We start from the raw sequence: 15,336 nt of genomic DNA on the forward strand, positions 1-15,336 counted from the left end.
CATGGCACAGATCCGCATCGAGAACGTGCGCAAGGATTTCGGCGCCTTCAATGCCGTCAGATCCTCGACCTTCACCATCGAGGACGGTGAGTTCTTCATGCTGCTCGGTCCCTCGGGCTGCGGCAAGACGACGACGCTCCGGATGATGGCAGGGCTGGAACTGCCCACGTCAGGCGAGATCTTTATCGACGGCGAGGAAGTGGGCCAGAAACCCGCCAGCCAGCGCGACATCGCCTTCGTGTTCCAGATGTTTGCGCTCTATCCGCACATGAACGTGCGCGGGAACATCTCCTATCCCCTCAAGTCGCAGGGCATGGCCAAGGCCCGGATCCGGCAGAAGGTTGGCGAGGTGGCCGAAATCCTGGGCATCACCGACATCCTCGACCGACCCGTCGGCGGCCTGTCGGGGGGTGACCGGCAGCGCGTGGCCCTGGGCCGTGCAATCGTGCGCGACCCCAAGGCCTTCTTCATGGACGAGCCGCTTGGCGCGCTCGACGCCGAATTCCGCGAACACATGTCCGAAGAGCTGCGCGCCCTGCACGACCGGATGGGGGCGACCACGGTTTATGTGACCCACGATCAGCTGGAGGCGATGCAGATGGGCGACAAGATCGTCGTGATGAACCACGGCGTGGTCGAGCAATTCGGCGTGCCGCAGGACATCTACGACTGGCCGGCCACCAAATTCGTGGCCCGCTTCATCGGGGATCCGCCGATGAACTTCCTCGATTTCGACGGGGCCGTCTCGCCCGGGGATGGCGCCGTGATGCTGGCCGAAACTCCCGTCCGGATGCCCGACCTTGTCCAGGGCGCGCGCGGGTCGCTGGCCCTGGGCGTGCGCCCCGAATTCGTGACACTGGACGACGCCGCCCCCCTGCGGGGTCGGATCGTGGCCACGGAATACCTGGGCACAACCCAGATCGTTACCGTCGAGACGGCCCATGGCCGCATCAAGGCGCGCCTGCCCTCGGCCACGGCGGTCCGCACCGGCGAGACGACGGGCCTGCGCCTCGATCCGCGCACGATCACCCTGTTCGACAACGCCACCGGCCTCGCCCTGCACAGCCGTGCCAACGAGGGAGTGTTGTCCCATGGCTGAGGTTCGATTGACCGGGGTGACCCGCAAATTCGGCGATGACTACGGCCTGAATGATGTCACGATGACGGTTCCCGACGGGTCCTTCGTCGTCCTGCTCGGGCCGACGGGGGCGGGCAAGACCACGACCCTGCGCATGGTGTCGGGGCTGGATCTGCCCGATACCGGGTCGGTTTTCATCGGGGGCCGCGACATGGCGGGCCTGACCCCGGCGCAGCGCGATGTGGCGATGGTTTTTCAGCAATACTCGCTCTATCCGCATCTCACGGTGCGCGAGAACCTGGCGTTTCCGCTCCGCTCTCCGATCCTGAGGACACCGGCGGCCGAAATCGCGCGCAAGGTGGCCGAAGTGGCCGAAACCCTACAGATTTCCCACAAGCTCGACAACAAGGCGACGGCCCTGTCGGGCGGCGAGATGCAGCGCGTGTCCATCGGCCGCGCCCTCGTGCGCAGGCCTGCCGTCTACCTGATGGACGAACCCCTCAGCTCTCTGGATGCCAAGTTGCGCTCGGACCTGCGGGTAGAGCTGAAGGGCATCCAGGCCAATTCGGGCGCGACGTTGCTCTATGTCACCCACGACCAGATCGAGGCGATGACCATGGCGACCCATGTCGGCGTTCTGGACAAGGGTCGGCTCGTGCAATTCGGCACGCCGCGCGACCTTTATGAAAACCCGGTCAGCGTCTATGCCGCCAGCCGTCTGGGCCAGCCTCGCATCAATGTCCTGCCTGCCGATGTCTTCGCCGGTGCGCCGCAGGGGGCCAGCACCATCGGTCTGCGCCCCGAACAGATCCATCAGGGCGAGGGCGAGGATGCGACCGTCCGCCGGGTCGAACGCCTGGGCGACCAGACCCGCCTGCACCTCGCGTTCCGAAACCACGAGATCATCACTGTCACTGACGCACACACCGCGCTCAGGGATGGTGACACCGTCAAGATCAGACCGACCGCCGCGTTCTATTTCGACGCCGCCGGTCAGCGCATCGCCTGAGGGAGGACAGATGGCACATTTCATTAACGACAAGGCCGACCTGGTCACCGACGCCATCGAAGGCACGATCGCCGCTTCGGGCGGGACGCTCACCCGGCTGGACGGCTTCCCGCACATCAAGGTCGTGCTGCGCGCCGATTGGGACAAGTCGCGCGTCGCCATCGTCACCGGCGGCGGGTCGGGGCATGAACCGGCGCATGCGGGGTTTGTCGGCGCGGGGATGGTTACCGCCGCCGTCTGCGGCGAGGTCTTTGCCTCGCCCTCGGTGGATGCGGTCCTGGCGGGCATCCTGGCCGTGACCGGACCGGGCGGCTGCCTGCTGGTGGTCAAGAACTACACCGGCGACCGGCTGAACTTCGGTCTTGCGGCGGAACGGGCCCGCGCCTTCGGCCTCAATGTGTCGATGGTCATCGTCGACGATGACGTCGCCCTGCCCGACCTGGCACAGGCGCGGGGTCTGGCCAGCACGCTTCTGGTCCACAAGATCGCAGGCGCGCTGGCCGAAGATGGCGCCGATCTGGAGACGGTGACACGCGCCGCAACCCGCGTCGTCGACAGCAGCCGGACCATCGGCATGGCCCTCGACGTCTGCACCATCCCCGGCTCGCCCAAGGAAGACCGCATCCCCGAGGGTCAGGCCGAACTGGGTCTCGGCATCCACAACGAGCCGGGGGTCGAGCAGATCGCCTTTGCCAGTGCCCGGCAGGCGATGACCGCCGTGGTCGCGAAGCTGTCCCCGGGCCTGCGTGCCGGGCCGCATGTGGCGCTTCTGAACAATCTGGGCGGGCTCTCGGGCCTCGAGATGTCGATTCTGGCGCACGAACTGATGCGGTCGGACATTGCGGGACAGATCGAATTGCTGGTCGGTCCGGCCAGCATGATGACCTCGCTCGACATGCGCGGTTTCTCCGTCTCGCTCCATGCGCTGGTCGAGGATGACCGAACCCTGCTGACCGCGCCGGTGACGGTCATGGCCTGGCCCGGATGCCGCGACATGGTTCCCGCCCGTAGCGTGCCCCTACCCGACGGATTGACCCCGATCCGGGCGATGCCCTCGACCCACGAGGAGACGCGGACGTTCCTGGTGCGCTGCTGCGAGACGTTGATCGCCGCCGAAGACGACCTCAATGCGCTCGACGCCAAATCGGGGGACGGCGACACCGGGTCGACGCTGGCCAATGCGTCCCGCGCGCTCATCTCGGCGGTCGACACCCTGCCGCTGGCGGACCACACGCAGCTCTTCCGCGCCGTCGGTCAGGAGTTGACCCAGACGATGGGCGGCTCCTCGGGCGTGCTGCTGGCGATCTTCTTTGCCGCCGCCGGTGACGCGGCCTCTTCGGGCCTGCCCATGCGCAACGCGCTTCAGGCCGGCCTGCGCCGGATGCAGGAGATCGGCGGCGCGCAACTGGGCGACCGGACGATGGTCGATGCGCTTGCCCCGGCCCTCGACGCCCTGGCGAACGGACCGGAGGCTGCATCGAAGGCGGCCCGTGAAGGTGCCGATGCCACCGCCGACATGACCCGCGCCAACGCGGGCCGCGCGTCTTACGTGAACGAAGCGCAATTGCAGGGCCACAAGGACCCCGGGGCCGAGGCCGTCGCGCGGCTCTTCGCGCATATCGCGGCCTGACCCCCGACCATCACCGCAAACGAAAACGGGGGCCGAAAGGCCCCCGTCTCAATTCATCTGGTCGCGCTCAGGCTTCCAGAGCGGCCGCCGTCGTGGACGACTTGGAGATGTCCTTCTTGATCTTCAGCGCCCGGTCGGACAGGTTCACGTCCTTTTCCTTGGCGAGGAAGGCATCGAGGCCGCCACGGTGATCGACCGTCCGCAGGGCCGCGGCCGAGATGCGCAGCTTGAAGCTGCGGCCCAGGGTCTCCGACTGGAGGGTCACATCATTGAGGTTGGGCAGGAACCGGCGACGCGTCTTGTTGTTCGCGTGGCTGACGTTGTTGCCCGTCATCGGGCCTTTTCCGGTGAGTTCGCAGACGCGCGACATGGCGGGACCTCGGTTTGAAGGGTTTCTAAAGGAATGCAGGGCCGAAAACGGCCCCGCGGTCGCGGCGGAATAGCCCTCCCTGCACCTGCCGTCAAGCACTCCCGAGCGATTCGAGCATCTCGCGCGCCGCCGCCAGGGCCGCCCGCTCTCCCGACGCGACGTCAGCGGCCAAGCGGGCCATGCGCGCACGCGCCTCGGGCGTGTCCAGACGGGCCAGAAGGCCGGATCGGACCTCCTCCTCGAACCAATGGGCGGCCTGCTCGGCGCGGGTGGCGTCCCAGTGGCCGTTGTCGCGGCGCCAGTTCACCAGATCCGACATCTCCGACCAGGCGCGATCCAGCCCCGCCGATTCGAGGGCCGACACCGGCAGCGCCTTGGGAAACCCCTCGGGGTCGCGGGGTCGTTTGCGCAGCAGGCGCAGCGCACCGGCATAATCGGCCACAGTCCGGGTCGCCGTCGCGCGCAATTCGCCATCCGCCTTGTTCACCAGGATCAGGTCCGCGATTTCCATGATGCCGCGCTTGACACCCTGCAACTCGTCCCCGCCTGCGGGCGCGAGCAACAGGACGAACAGGTCTGCGATGCGCGCAACCATCGTCTCGGACTGGCCGACGCCGACCGTCTCGATCAGGACGATGTCGAAGCCCGCCGCCTCGCAGAGCGCCACCGCCTCGCGGGACCGACGGGCGACGCCGCCCAACTGGTTCGCGGCGGGCGAGGGGCGGATGAAGGCGGCGGGTTCACGGCTGAGCAGGTCCATCCGCGTCTTGTCGCCCAAGATCGATCCGCCGGTACGCGCGCTGCTCGGATCGACGGCCAGAACGGCGACGCGCTTGCCTGCGCCGATCAGCATCATCCCGAAGGCCTCGATGAAGGTGGACTTGCCCACGCCCGGCGTGCCGGACAGCCCGATGCGAAGCGCCTGCCGACCGTGGCCGCGCAAGGCCTCCAGCAGGGCCGTCGCACGGGACCGGTGATCGGCGCGGGTGCTCTCGACCAGCGTGATGGCGCGGGCCAGGGCCCGGCGGTCGCCCTCCAGCAGGGGGTGGAACAGGGGATCGTCACTCATGCCAAGGGGATGCCCGCGGTGGCTCGCCATTGCAAGGCAGCGCGCACGAACGGGGGTGTGCCCGCACCCCGGTTGCCCTATCTACAGTTACACCTGCACCCCCCGGAGCCCGACACGATGTCCCTGCGCCCTTTCCTCGCCCTGCTGCTCCTGTCCTGCCCGGCCCACGCCCAGACGTTCGAGGCTCGCTATGACATGTCCCTGCGCGGCATCACGGCGGGTCAGATCGCCCTGCGCGCGCGCGAGGGCGGCGGGCGCTATTCGGTCGTCGCGGCGGCCAAGGCGACGGGCGCGGCGGGTGCGCTTGTAAAATACGGCTATGACGGGCGCGCCGAGGGTCGCGTGACCCGGCGCGGCCTCGAAAGCTCGGTCTATGGCGAAACCGAGGATGACAACGGCGAGACCACGGTGACCGAGATCCGGTTCCAGGATGGCCGCCCGCAATCGGTGACGGTGACCCCGGCCCGCGATCCCGAACCCCATGACATCGATCCGACCGCACAGCGGGGCGTGATGGACCCGCTCTCCTCGCTCTACGAGATGATGCGTCCGGTGCCCCGGGCTGCGGCCTGTGACCTGGACCAGAACCTGTTCGACGGCCGCCACGTCTCCCGCCTGACGCTCGGCCCGGCACAGCCTCAGGCGGATGGGACGATCGTCTGCATCGGCGCCTATCGCCGGATCGCGGGCTACTCCGCGGAAGAACTGGCCAGGCGTCCGTCGGTCGATATGACCTTCGTCTACGGCACCCTCGACGGCGACCGGGTGCAAGTGACAGAGATCCGCGCGCCCACCCCGCTCGGGGACGCGGTCCTGCGCCGCCGCTGAGCGGGAGTCGCGATCGCAACCGACAGCGCGGACGGTCTCGCCCCGTGACCGGCGAACCGACATGGACGCGCGCCCCATCCTTCGGGATAAGGGGCGCGTGACCCAGACGCCGCTTCCCATCGACGATGTCCTACCGCAGGTCCGGGATGCCCTGACCAGCGGTGGCGTCGCCGTGCTGCAGGCCCCGCCCGGTGCGGGCAAGACGACCCGCGTGCCGCTGGCCCTGCTGGACCGGATGAACGGACGCATCCTGATGCTGGAGCCGCGCCGCCTTGCCACCCGCGCCGCCGCCGTTCGGATGGCGCAGACACTGGGCGAACCCGTTGGCCAGACCGTCGGCTTCCGGATGCGCGGGGCGAGCGAGGTCTCGGGCGCGACCCGGATCGAAGTGGTTACCGAAGGCATCCTGACCCGCATGTTGCAGACCGACCCGGATCTGCCGGGGGTCGGCGCCGTCATCTTCGACGAATTCCACGAACGCTCGCTCAACGCCGACCTGGGCCTGGCCCTGACCTGGGAGGTGCGGCAGGCGTTGCGCCCCGACCTTGCCGTGCTGGTCATGTCGGCCACGCTGGACGCCGGGCCGGTGGCGCAGATGCTCGGCGCGCCCGTCATCACCTCCGAAGGCCGAAGCTTTGCGGTCGAGCGGCGCTGGCGCGACCGCCCGCCCCCCGCCGGACAGAGGTTCGAGGCACAGGTGGCGGCCCTCATCGTCGAGGCCCTGGGTACCGTCGACGGCGATGTGCTGGCCTTTCTGCCGGGCGAGGGCGAGATCCGCCGCTGTGCCGCCCTTCTGGACGGGATCAAGGCGCAGGTTCACCCGCTTTACGGCGCCCTGCCCTTCGCGGCGCAACAGGCCGCGATCCGGCCCGGCCCCGGGCGCAAGGTTGTGCTGGCCACCGCCATCGCCGAAACCTCGCTGACGATCGAGGGGGTGCGCGCCGTGGTCGACGGCGGCCTGTCCCGGCGCGCACGCTTCGATCCCGGCAGCGGCATGACCCGGCTGGTCACCGAGCGGGTCACCCGGGCCGAGGCGACGCAGCGGGCGGGCCGCGCGGGCCGTGTCGCCGAGGGCATCGCCTTCGCCAACTGGACGCGGGGCGAAGACGGCGGGATGCGGGCCTTCCCGGACCCCGAAATCGCCAACGCGGATCTGACGGGGCTGGCGCTTGAACTGGCCGTCTGGGGCGGCGGATCGGACGGGGTCGAGGAGGCCCTGGCCTTCCTGACCCCGCCCCCGCCGGGCGCCCTGATCGAGGCCCGCGCCCTGCTGGACGATTTGGGCGCTTTGCAGGGGGGGCGGATCACCGACCACGGTCGTGCCCTCGCCCGGCTGCCCCTGCATCCCCGGCTTGGCCACATGCTCCTGCGCGGGGGCAAGGGGTCTGCGGTCCTGGCGGGCGCGCTCGGGACGCGATTGCCGCCCGGGTCGGTGGATCTGACCGAGGCCCTGCGCCAACCGACGGTCGAAGCGCGGGCCGAGGCAAAACGTCTGCGCCGTCACGAGGCCGGACCCGACCTGTCGCAGGCCCAGCAACTCGCCCTCGCCTATCCCGACCGGATTGGCCTGCGCCGGCCCGGCGACGCGCCACGCTGGCTTCTGTCGGGCGGCAAGGGCGCGCGGATGGACAAGGGCGATGCGCTGGCCACATCCCGCCTGATCGTGGCCTGCGACCTTGACGGTGACCTCACCGAAGCCCGTGTGCGCCGCGCCCTGTCCCTGAGCGAGGCGGAGCTGCGCGAGGTTCTGGGCGACCGCATCGCATGGGTCGAGCACTGCCACTGGTCCGACCGCTACCGCCGGGTCGAAGCGCGTCGACAGGAAAAGCTGGGGGCCATCGCGCTGGACGACCGCCCCTGGGTCGACGCGCCGCCCGAGGCGATGGCTGCCGCCGTCCTTGCGGGGGTGCGGTCGCTCGGGCTTGGTTGTCTGGCCTGGACGCGGCGGGCAAGGTTCCTGCGGGCGCGGATCGCGGCGGCGGGCCTGCGGGACGTGTCGGACGCGGCACTGCTGGCATCCGTTGAGGCCTGGTTGCTGCCCTTCGTGGACGGTGTGCGTGACGCGGACGGTTTGGGCCGCCTCGACCCCTTCGACGCCTTGCAGGCCTGGCTCGGGTGGGACGACGCCCAGAGGTTGGACCGGATCGCACCGGCGCATTATCGCACGCCGCTCGGGCGGAGTGTGCCCATCGACTATGCGCCCGAAATCCCGACCATTTCCCTTCGCCTGCAGGAGGTACTGGGCGAAACGCGCCATCCGATGGTGGGCGAGGTGCCGCTGCGGATGGAGCTTCTGTCCCCGGCGCAGCGCCCGATTGCCATCACCCAGGACCTGCCCGGATTCTGGGCCGGAACTTATGCGGACGTGCGCAAGGACATGCGCGGCCAATATCCGCGCCACCCCTGGCCCGAAGACCCGACCGAGGCCGCCCCCACGACCCGTGCCAAGCCGCGCGGGACCTGAGCCGCGCTCTCAGGCGCAGATATCGGCCACCAGCGCTGACTCGGGGTCGAGCATCGCATCGATCACGTCGAAATGGTGCTTGCCCTCGGCCACATGAACCGGCGCCCCCCAAGCCCTGCCCAAGGCCTCGGCCTGCCACAGGAAGCTGGGGCGTTCCTCTGCGCCGACGTGAACGACGATGCGCGGTCCGGACATCGGGTGACCCAGGACGGGGCTTTCGGCGGCGGCCTCTGCCGGGTCGAGGCGCAGATCGGCGTTCATGCTCTGCGGCACAAGGGGCCGGAGATCGGCGACCGGGCTGATCGGCACGCAGGTCGCGATGCGCGCGGCGCAGGCCGGGGGCGCGTCCCCCATGATCATGCGGGCGACCAGCTGGCCCCCGGCACTGTGCCCCGTCAGCCGGATCGGCCCCGGCACGCGGGCGGCGGCGGCATCGACCGCACGGGTGACGTGGCGCGTGATGTCGGAAATGCGCACCGTCGGGGCGAGCGGATAGCCGACCATGGCGACGGCATACCCCCGGGCCAAGGCGCCCCCTGCGAAATGCGACCAGTCCGATTTGCCGAAGCGCCGCCAGTATCCGCCATGGACGAACACCACGAGGCCCTGCGGTGATCCTTCGGGATGAAACAGGTCGAAAGTCGCTCGCGGACCCGCGTCATAGGCGAGGTCCAATTCGGCGCGGGCGGTCGCCCGGAATGCAGCGGCCTGGGCCTGCCAGCGGGGCGGATAGTCCGCCGCCCCGGCGATGTAATCCGCATTGGCATAGGCGTCGTCCAGTGCCGCGCGATCCATGTTCTCCCAACCGTCCATGGGGCCTCCTCCGGAATGAGAAAAGGGGACGCCCGCTGCCGGACGTCCCCTAGGTGATGTCATGTCATCGCCGCTCAGTGAAGCTTGGCGGACACCGTTTCGATGGACTCGTCGATCAGGCTGTTGGCCTCGGTCGCCGACAGCTGACCGGCAACGACCTGGCCCGCGGCGGCGATGGCCACGGAAACGGCACTGTCGCGCACTTCGCGAACGGCGGCAGCCTGGGCGCTTTCGATCTGGTCTTCGGCGGCGCGCAGGCGACGCTCCACCGATACGGCGAGGTCGGCCTTGGCCTGCTCGGCGGCGGCCTGGGCGTCGGTCTTGGCGGCGGCCACGATCGCATCGGCCTGTTCCTGGGCTTCGCGGGTCTTGCGCTCATAGGAGGCAAGGATCGTCTGAGCCTCGTCCCGCAGGGCGCGGGCCTCCTCCAGGTCCTTGCGGATGCCCGCGGCGCGGTCGTCCAGCATCCCCATCAACCGGCCCGGCACCTTGAGGTAGACGACGAGGCCGATGAAGGCGAGGAAGCCGAGCGTCACCACGAAGTCGGTATTGGCGAGGCTGAAGAACGGGCCTGTCGCGGCAAGGGCCGGGGTGGCGCTCAGAAGGGCAAGGGGCAGAAGAAAGCGCATGGTTCAGTTCCCCTTCATGCGGGCGACGACAGCGGCGTCGACCTTGGACTGATCGACCTTGCCACCAAGCGCCTTGACGATTTCGGCGGCCACGTCCTTGGCGACTTCGGCAATGCTGGCCGTCGCACCGGCGCGGATTTCGGAAATCTGCTTTTCGCTTTCTGCGGATTTGGCGGCGATCTTCTCATCCGCGGTCGCGATGGCGGCATCGAGGTCGACCTTGATGGCGGCGCGCGCCTCGTCCGAGATGCGCTGCGCCTCGGCGCGCGCGTCGGCCAGCGCCTTTTCATAGGCGGCTTCGGCGTCCTTGGCCTGACGGTTCAGGTCTTCGGCCGCGGCGAGGTCGTTGGAAATGGTTCCCGTCCGTTCGGCCAGCACGGCCGACAGGCGCGGCAGGGCGAGTTTGGTCAGGATGAGATAGATCGCGACGAGTGCAACCAGCAGCCAGAAAACCTGATTGCCGAACCAGGCATCGCACAGCTGCGGCATGCCGATGGCATTGCCCAGACTGTTGACGCAGGCGCCCGCAAGTTCTTGTTCGATCGGTGTGGTGGCCATGATCAAATCCCGTCAGATCGGTTTTCGGCTTTGGCGGGGGCCCCGAAGGACCGCCCGCCAATCGTAAGGATCGTTCCGTCGTCTTAGACGGCGAACATCAGCAGCAGCGAAACCAGGAAGGCGAAGATGCCCAGGGCTTCGGCAAAGGCGATACCGATGAAGAGGGTCGCGGTCTGCCCACCGGCAGCCGAGGGGTTGCGCAGCGCACCCGCCAGGAAGTTACCGGCGACGTTGCCCACACCGATGGCGGCGAGGCCGGAGCCAATGGCGGCCAGACCGGCGCCGGCATACTGACCGAGGGCTTGAGCGGCTTCGAGTTCCATGTGTTTTCTCCTTACGATGGAAGCTTTGGAAGTGGTTTCCTGCGGACCGTCAGTGCGACGGGTGCAGCGCGTCCCTGAGATAGACGCAGGTGAGGATGGTAAAGACATAGGCCTGGATGCCGGCGACCAGCACCTCCAGCCCGTAGATCGCGACGATGGCCAGAACCGACACCGGCGCGATGGCCGTGATGGCGGCGAAGCCCGCGAAAACCTTGAGCACGGCGTGACCCGCCATGATGTTGCCCGCCAGACGAATGGAGTGACTGACCGGCCGCACGAAATAGGAGATCACCTCGATCAGAGCGAGGATCGGGCGCAGCACCAGCGGCGCCGAGGTCACCCAGAACAGCCCGAGGAACGATGCACCGTTCTTGACGAAGCCCAGGATCGTCACGGCGAAGAACACGCCGAAACCCAGAACTGCCGTCACGCCGATATGGCTCGTCGTCGAAAAGGACGTGGGGATCAGCGCCAGGAAGTTGGCGAACAGGATGAAGAGGAACAACGTGAAGATGTAGGGGAAGTAGCGGATCGCATCCTTGCCCGTCACATCCTCGACCATTTTGTAGACGAAACCATAGGCCAGTTCCGCCACAGACTGCCCCCGGCCCGGAACCACGGCACGACCCCGCGTCGCGAAGACGAACAGGCCCAGAACGCACAGAACCGCCAGCGCCATCCACAGCGTCAGGTTGGTCACCGTATACCAATGGACAGGATCGCCATACTCGCCAAAGAGCGGCTTGATCATGAACTGATCCATCGGGTGGAAGGTGAGGCCGCCCTCGGCGTGTGCGTCTTCAGCCATGTCTGTCCCCATCGTTCGGCGCGCCTGCGCCCGGTTCTTTCAAAGCAGCCTCTGCCGAGATCTGCCCCTGTATCTCTTTCGCGGAGGCGATCATCGTCTTCACACCGGCCGCAAAGCCCAGAAGCACGAACACGACCATCAGGAAGGGCTGCGTGCCCAGAAGATAGTCCAGCCCGTAGCCGATCCCGAACCCGATCCCCAGGCCCGCCACCAGCTCGATCACCATCCGCCAGGCCAGTTGCGCCTGGGAATAATGCTCCTCCATGTGGTGCTTGTCGTCGTTCGGGCGCTTCGCGGCCAGCTTCGCCTCGAGGGCGGCAAGACGGTCTGCGTCGGTTTCGTCGGACATGGGGCACCCCCGGAAGTCGTCGGTGGTTTAGGGGGCGCGACCAGCCGAGTCAACGGCATCAGAAAGCCAATGATTTCAATGTCCTGTTGCGCGATTTGGTGGCCCGACAATGCCCGATGTCGTCGGCGCGATATTCAACCCCGGGGTTGAACGTCGTTGACGCCTGTCGCGGGCCGGTGCATCGCAGGGTCATGTCCGACGCGCTCTCCCCAGTCTTCGCGGCCCTGGCCGACCCGACGCGCCGCGCGATCCTCGCGATGCTGCTCGAAGACGACATGGCCGTGACGGATGTTGCCGCCCCCCTGTCGATCTCGCTTGCCGCCGTGAGCAAGCACTTGGGCGTTCTGGCCCGCGCCGGTCTGATCCAGCAGGAAAAGCGCGGGCGCGTCGTCTGGTGCAAACTGGACCCCGACGCGATGCGCGGGGCCAGTGCCTGGATGCAGGGATTCGGGCAATTCGACGATCTGGACCTCGATGCGCTGGAGGCCCTGTTGGGCGACCCGAACCCCGGGGACTAGTCTGCGTTCCGGTTCGGCATGAGGTGGATTTCGCGCACATCCGCCCGACCCGGCGCCATGAGCGCATGCATCACCGCATCGGCCACGTCCGAGGGATGCAGGCGGCTATCGTCCGCCTCGTCGAAGAATTCCGTGTCGACCATCCCGGGCGAGATCACGGTGCAGCGCCCGCCCCATTCGGTCATCTCTTCGGCAAGGTTGCCCGCAAAGCCATGCACGAACCATTTGGTCGCGCCATAGATCGACCCCTTGATATGTCGCCGCCCCGCCGCCGATCCGGTGACCACATAGTGCCCCTTGGTCTTGCGCAGATGGGGCAAGGCAGCATGGGCGGTATAGAGCACGCCCATGACATTGGCGTGGATCATGTCGTGCCATTCGTCGGGATCGCCGTTCTGGGTGCCCGGCGCCTCGACCCCGGTGCCCGCGTTGGCAAAGACCGCGTCGATGCCGCCGAACTTGTCCGCCAGCTTGTCCAATGCGGCAGCTTGGGCCGCACGGTCGGCCACGTCTCCGGGCAAGGCCAGCGCGGCATCGCCCAACTCTTTGGCCAGGGCGGTGATCTTGTCTTCGGACCGCGCAAAGAGGCCGACGTTCCAGCCCGCCGCGACGGCTTGCCGCGCGGTCTGCGCCCCGATGCCCGAGGATGCGCCGGTGATGAAAAGGGTCTTGCCGTCAGCCATGGTGTCTCTCCGTCCTTCGATTGGATTACGGATCAACGCGCGGGCGACGGTCTGGTTTCGGCGCAGTCCCGGGCCAGCTGGCGACGGGGCGCGAAAGCATGACCGGAAGCAGTGGCGATGTCGGTGGCAAAGCCCCCGGGGATCAGGCGAGACGTCGTTTCAGATCGGCGGTAAGGCTTTCGGGGGACTCGCCGGTCTGTTCGGCGAGGCGCAGCAACCCGAACTGCACCCGCGCCACATCCTGATAATAGCTGGTGAAGGCATAGTTGGTGGCGGCCCCGGCGGCGGCCCCCAGGACGGGCACGCTCTGCGCGGCGAGCTTCTGGCCCAAAGGGATGGCCAGACGGGGCGCGATCTTGGAGATCAGCGACTTGATCGACGCCCCCGTGACGGTCATGCGGAGCGTCAGAAAGCTGAGGTCGAGGTCATCATCGCCGTCCAGCGGTCCGGCGGCGGCAAACACCCGAAGGCAGGCGGCGCGCACCTCGGGCTTGGCGGGATCGAAGCCGTGTTCGTCCGCGATGCTCTGGATCGCGCGCAGGATGATCGTTGTCGTGACCGGCAGTTCCGCCATGGCCGAGGGAAGCCCGCCGAACCCGCCGGCAGCCCCTGTTCCGATGGTGATGGCACGCGTCAGCCAGTCGGACCCGTCGCCCAGCCGCCCCCCGCGCGAGGCGGCGGCGGCGTTGAACGATTGCTCCAGAGCGGCGGCAGTCGCCTTTTCCAGACCGCTGCGCACGCTGGTCGGCAGCATGTCCAGAAGGCCGTCGGCCTGGCTTCCGAGCAGGCTCAGCACCTGCATCCCCACACCTGAGGCGTTGCGCAACTTCAGCGACAGGCGATCAAGCTCCGCCTCCCGGTCCATGGGCGGGAAGATCTGCTGACGCGACGGAGAGCGAAGGGTGTCATTCATGGCAAAGGATGTGGGCACGGGCCCGCGTCATGACAAGTGCTGCTCGACCGGACCCTTGATCCCGTCCCAGTCCCAGCATCCCAGCACCCGGTCCGGATTGGTAGGCGGCGGCATCTCGACCCCGTCGAGTTTGGTGAACCCGAACCGCCCGTAATAGGGTGCGTCCCCCACCAGCAAGACACGCGGCACGCCCGCCGCATCCGCCCGGTCCAGGCCCGACTGGATGAGGAAGGCGCCCAGCCCCTCGCCCTGCCGCGTCGGGTGGACGGCGACGGGGCCCAGAAGCATGGCCGGAGCCGCGCCGACGCGCACCGGCCAGAAGCGGATGGCGCCCGCCACCTCTCCGGCCGAGCCGCGCGCGACAAGGCAGAGGTCAAGGGCGGGCGGCACGCCGTCCCGCAGCCGATAGGATGACAGGGCCGTGCGCCCCGGCGCAAAGCACAGGTCCATCAAGGCCTCGACTTCCCAGAAGTCGTCGGGGGCTTCGCGGTGCAACTCCATTCCCACCTTCTTGCCCGATCCGGGCGCCGTGGCCAGCCTTCGCACCCCGCAAACCGCAGAAATATCGACGAGTCGTGTCCGCCCCCCGGCGGGGCGGGATTGGGGCTTTCGCATGGGTCGGGCGCACCCTAGGTTCCCGCCCAGACACCAGAGAGGATTTCGATGTTCTATCGCCCCGAAGACGGCCACGGCCTGCCTCACAACCCGTTCAACGCGATCGTGACACCCCGGCCGATCGGCTGGATCAGCACGCGCGGCAGCCTGGGAGACAACCTGGCCCCCTATTCGTTCTTCAACGCGGTCGCTTATTTTCCGCCTCAGGTCATGTTCGCCTCGACCAGCGCCAAGCCCGACCGCGACGGCACCAAGGACAGCGTGGCCCAGGCCCGCGAATCCGGCGTGTTCTGCGTCAACGTCGTGGAATACGCGGCCCGCGACGCGATGAACGCCAGCAGCGCGGCCCATCCGGCGGGCACCGACGAATTCGCCGCCGCCGGGATCGACAAGGTCGAATGCGACACCATCGACTGCCCCCGTGTCAGCGGCGCGCCGGCGGCCCTCGAATGCAAGGTGACGCAGATCGTGCGACTGCCGGGCGAGGCGAATTTCGCCGTCTTCGGCGAGGTGACCGGCATCCACATGCGCGACGATTGCCTGCGCGACGGGATGTTCGATGTCACGTCCTTCTCGCCGTTGGCGCGTCTCGGCTACAAGGATTACACCCGCGTCGACTCGCTCTTCTCGCTGGCGCGCCCGGACGAGTGAACCCGCCCGTCCCGGGGCGCGCCGCTAT

The 15,336-nt window shown here is 68.1% G+C and carries 18 protein-coding genes; 7 read left to right on the forward strand and 11 right to left on the reverse strand.

Annotated features, from left to right (window positions below; all coding sequences use genetic code 11):
• Position 1 precedes the first annotated feature (1 nt).
• From BM002_RS11750 to BM002_RS11760, 3 genes are read left to right on the forward strand one after another with little or no spacing between them, the layout of a single operon-like run.
• Positions 2-1,099: an ABC transporter ATP-binding protein gene (locus BM002_RS11750; protein WP_092781060.1), complete on the forward strand. Its 1,098-nt coding sequence runs from the start codon at positions 2-4 to the stop codon at positions 1,097-1,099.
• A complete protein-coding gene (locus BM002_RS11755) occupies positions 1,092-2,087 on the forward strand; it encodes an ABC transporter ATP-binding protein (RefSeq protein ID WP_092781063.1) in 996 nt (331 codons plus the stop codon). Before BM002_RS11750 ends, BM002_RS11755 begins: the two co-directional genes overlap by 8 nt.
• 10 nt (positions 2,088-2,097) lie before the next feature.
• Positions 2,098-3,717, forward strand: a complete 1,620-nt coding sequence (locus tag BM002_RS11760; protein ID WP_092781066.1) for a dihydroxyacetone kinase subunit DhaK — start codon at positions 2,098-2,100, stop codon at positions 3,715-3,717.
• 67 nt (positions 3,718-3,784) lie between these two features.
• Here the strand turns inward: BM002_RS11760 and rpmB are convergent, their stop codons facing one another.
• Positions 3,785-4,087: a 50S ribosomal protein L28 gene (gene rpmB, locus BM002_RS11765; RefSeq protein ID WP_092781069.1), complete on the reverse strand. Its 303-nt coding sequence runs from the start codon at positions 4,085-4,087 to the stop codon at positions 3,785-3,787.
• Positions 4,088-4,178: 91 nt separating this feature from the next.
• Positions 4,179-5,156: a methylmalonyl Co-A mutase-associated GTPase MeaB gene (gene meaB, locus BM002_RS11770; RefSeq protein ID WP_092781072.1), complete on the reverse strand. Its 978-nt coding sequence runs from the start codon at positions 5,154-5,156 to the stop codon at positions 4,179-4,181.
• Between the two features lie 117 nt (positions 5,157-5,273).
• Here meaB and BM002_RS11775 point away from each other — a divergent pair, with 117 nt between their 5' ends.
• Positions 5,274-5,984 (forward strand): DUF3108 domain-containing protein, encoded by a 711-nt coding sequence (locus tag BM002_RS11775; protein ID WP_175484883.1) that lies wholly within the window; start codon positions 5,274-5,276, stop codon positions 5,982-5,984.
• A 97-nt stretch (positions 5,985-6,081) separates the two neighbouring features.
• Positions 6,082-8,448 carry an ATP-dependent helicase HrpB gene (gene hrpB / locus BM002_RS11780; RefSeq protein WP_175484884.1) on the forward strand — a complete coding sequence of 789 codons (2,367 nt, stop codon included), beginning with the start codon at positions 6,082-6,084 and terminating at the stop codon, positions 8,446-8,448.
• Positions 8,449-8,457: 9 nt separating this feature from the next.
• On the opposite strand, the gene BM002_RS11785 is transcribed toward hrpB, so the two are convergent.
• From BM002_RS11785 to BM002_RS11810, 6 genes are all read right to left on the reverse strand, one after another.
• Positions 8,458-9,261, reverse strand: coding sequence for an alpha/beta hydrolase (locus BM002_RS11785; protein ID WP_245749232.1), 804 nt, complete (start codon positions 9,259-9,261; stop codon positions 8,458-8,460).
• Positions 9,262-9,335: 74 nt separating this feature from the next.
• Positions 9,336-9,890, reverse strand: a complete 555-nt coding sequence (locus tag BM002_RS11790; protein WP_092781080.1) for a F0F1 ATP synthase subunit B — start codon at positions 9,888-9,890, stop codon at positions 9,336-9,338.
• Between the two features lie 3 nt (positions 9,891-9,893).
• Positions 9,894-10,448: a F0F1 ATP synthase subunit B' gene (locus BM002_RS11795; RefSeq protein ID WP_092781084.1), complete on the reverse strand. Its 555-nt coding sequence runs from the start codon at positions 10,446-10,448 to the stop codon at positions 9,894-9,896.
• An 83-nt stretch (positions 10,449-10,531) separates the two neighbouring features.
• Positions 10,532-10,771: a F0F1 ATP synthase subunit C gene (locus BM002_RS11800; protein ID WP_092781087.1), complete on the reverse strand. Its 240-nt coding sequence runs from the start codon at positions 10,769-10,771 to the stop codon at positions 10,532-10,534.
• 49 nt (positions 10,772-10,820) lie between these two features.
• On the reverse strand, positions 10,821-11,579 hold the full coding sequence (locus BM002_RS11805) for a F0F1 ATP synthase subunit A (protein WP_092781091.1): 759 nt from the start codon (positions 11,577-11,579) through the stop codon (positions 10,821-10,823).
• The gene (locus BM002_RS11810; protein ID WP_092781094.1) at positions 11,572-11,928 is read right to left on the reverse strand and encodes an AtpZ/AtpI family protein; all 357 of its coding nucleotides are present in this window, start codon (positions 11,926-11,928) and stop codon (positions 11,572-11,574) included. The genes BM002_RS11805 and BM002_RS11810 overlap by 8 nt, the downstream gene beginning before the upstream one ends.
• Before the next feature lie 191 nt (positions 11,929-12,119).
• Between BM002_RS11810 and BM002_RS11815 the strand changes: the two genes are divergently transcribed.
• Positions 12,120-12,446 carry an ArsR/SmtB family transcription factor gene (locus BM002_RS11815; RefSeq protein ID WP_092782144.1) on the forward strand — a complete coding sequence of 109 codons (327 nt, stop codon included), beginning with the start codon at positions 12,120-12,122 and terminating at the stop codon, positions 12,444-12,446.
• Here the strand turns inward: BM002_RS11815 and BM002_RS11820 are convergent.
• The 3 genes from BM002_RS11820 to BM002_RS11830 all read right to left on the reverse strand — a co-directional run bounded on the left by BM002_RS11820 (position 12,443) and on the right by BM002_RS11830 (position 14,543).
• Complete coding sequence (locus BM002_RS11820) at positions 12,443-13,129, reverse strand: SDR family oxidoreductase (protein ID WP_092781097.1); 687 nt, start codon at positions 13,127-13,129, stop codon at positions 12,443-12,445. The genes BM002_RS11815 and BM002_RS11820 overlap by 4 nt on opposite strands.
• 142 nt (positions 13,130-13,271) lie before the next feature.
• Entirely contained in the window at positions 13,272-14,042 is a 771-nt protein-coding gene (locus tag BM002_RS11825; RefSeq protein ID WP_092781101.1) for an EcsC family protein, read from the reverse strand.
• 27 nt (positions 14,043-14,069) lie between these two features.
• On the reverse strand, positions 14,070-14,543 hold the full coding sequence (locus tag BM002_RS11830) for a GNAT family N-acetyltransferase (RefSeq protein ID WP_092782147.1): 474 nt from the start codon (positions 14,541-14,543) through the stop codon (positions 14,070-14,072).
• A 162-nt stretch (positions 14,544-14,705) separates the two neighbouring features.
• Between BM002_RS11830 and BM002_RS11835 the strand changes: the two genes are divergently transcribed.
• Positions 14,706-15,308 (forward strand): flavin reductase family protein, encoded by a 603-nt coding sequence (locus tag BM002_RS11835; RefSeq protein WP_092781104.1) that lies wholly within the window; start codon positions 14,706-14,708, stop codon positions 15,306-15,308.
• Positions 15,309-15,336 lie beyond the last annotated feature (28 nt).

This window comes from Jannaschia pohangensis (genome assembly GCF_900113875.1).
Lineage (GTDB): Bacteria > Pseudomonadota > Alphaproteobacteria > Rhodobacterales > Rhodobacteraceae > Jannaschia > Jannaschia pohangensis.

Coding starts and splice junctions, on each gene's coding strand:
- BM002_RS11750 (WP_092781060.1), top strand. CDS start 2: ATGGCACAGATCCGCATCGAGAACGTGCGCAAGGATTTCGGCGCCTTC.
- BM002_RS11755 (WP_092781063.1), top strand. CDS start 1,092: ATGGCTGAGGTTCGATTGACCGGGGTGACCCGCAAATTCGGCGATGAC.
- BM002_RS11760 (WP_092781066.1), top strand. CDS start 2,098: ATGGCACATTTCATTAACGACAAGGCCGACCTGGTCACCGACGCCATC.
- rpmB (WP_092781069.1), bottom strand. CDS start 4,087: ATGTCGCGCGTCTGCGAACTCACCGGAAAAGGCCCGATGACGGGCAAC.
- meaB (WP_092781072.1), bottom strand. CDS start 5,156: ATGAGTGACGATCCCCTGTTCCACCCCCTGCTGGAGGGCGACCGCCGG.
- BM002_RS11775 (WP_175484883.1), top strand. CDS start 5,274: ATGTCCCTGCGCCCTTTCCTCGCCCTGCTGCTCCTGTCCTGCCCGGCC.
- BM002_RS11785 (WP_245749232.1), bottom strand. CDS start 9,261: ATGGACGGTTGGGAGAACATGGATCGCGCGGCACTGGACGACGCCTAT.
- BM002_RS11790 (WP_092781080.1), bottom strand. CDS start 9,890: ATGCGCTTTCTTCTGCCCCTTGCCCTTCTGAGCGCCACCCCGGCCCTT.
- BM002_RS11795 (WP_092781084.1), bottom strand. CDS start 10,448: ATGGCCACCACACCGATCGAACAAGAACTTGCGGGCGCCTGCGTCAAC.
- BM002_RS11800 (WP_092781087.1), bottom strand. CDS start 10,771: ATGGAACTCGAAGCCGCTCAAGCCCTCGGTCAGTATGCCGGCGCCGGT.
- BM002_RS11805 (WP_092781091.1), bottom strand. CDS start 11,579: ATGGCTGAAGACGCACACGCCGAGGGCGGCCTCACCTTCCACCCGATG.
- BM002_RS11810 (WP_092781094.1), bottom strand. CDS start 11,928: ATGTCCGACGAAACCGACGCAGACCGTCTTGCCGCCCTCGAGGCGAAG.
- BM002_RS11815 (WP_092782144.1), top strand. CDS start 12,120: ATGTCCGACGCGCTCTCCCCAGTCTTCGCGGCCCTGGCCGACCCGACG.
- BM002_RS11820 (WP_092781097.1), bottom strand. CDS start 13,129: ATGGCTGACGGCAAGACCCTTTTCATCACCGGCGCATCCTCGGGCATC.
- BM002_RS11825 (WP_092781101.1), bottom strand. CDS start 14,042: ATGAATGACACCCTTCGCTCTCCGTCGCGTCAGCAGATCTTCCCGCCC.
- BM002_RS11830 (WP_092782147.1), bottom strand. CDS start 14,543: ATGGAGTTGCACCGCGAAGCCCCCGACGACTTCTGGGAAGTCGAGGCC.
- BM002_RS11835 (WP_092781104.1), top strand. CDS start 14,706: ATGTTCTATCGCCCCGAAGACGGCCACGGCCTGCCTCACAACCCGTTC.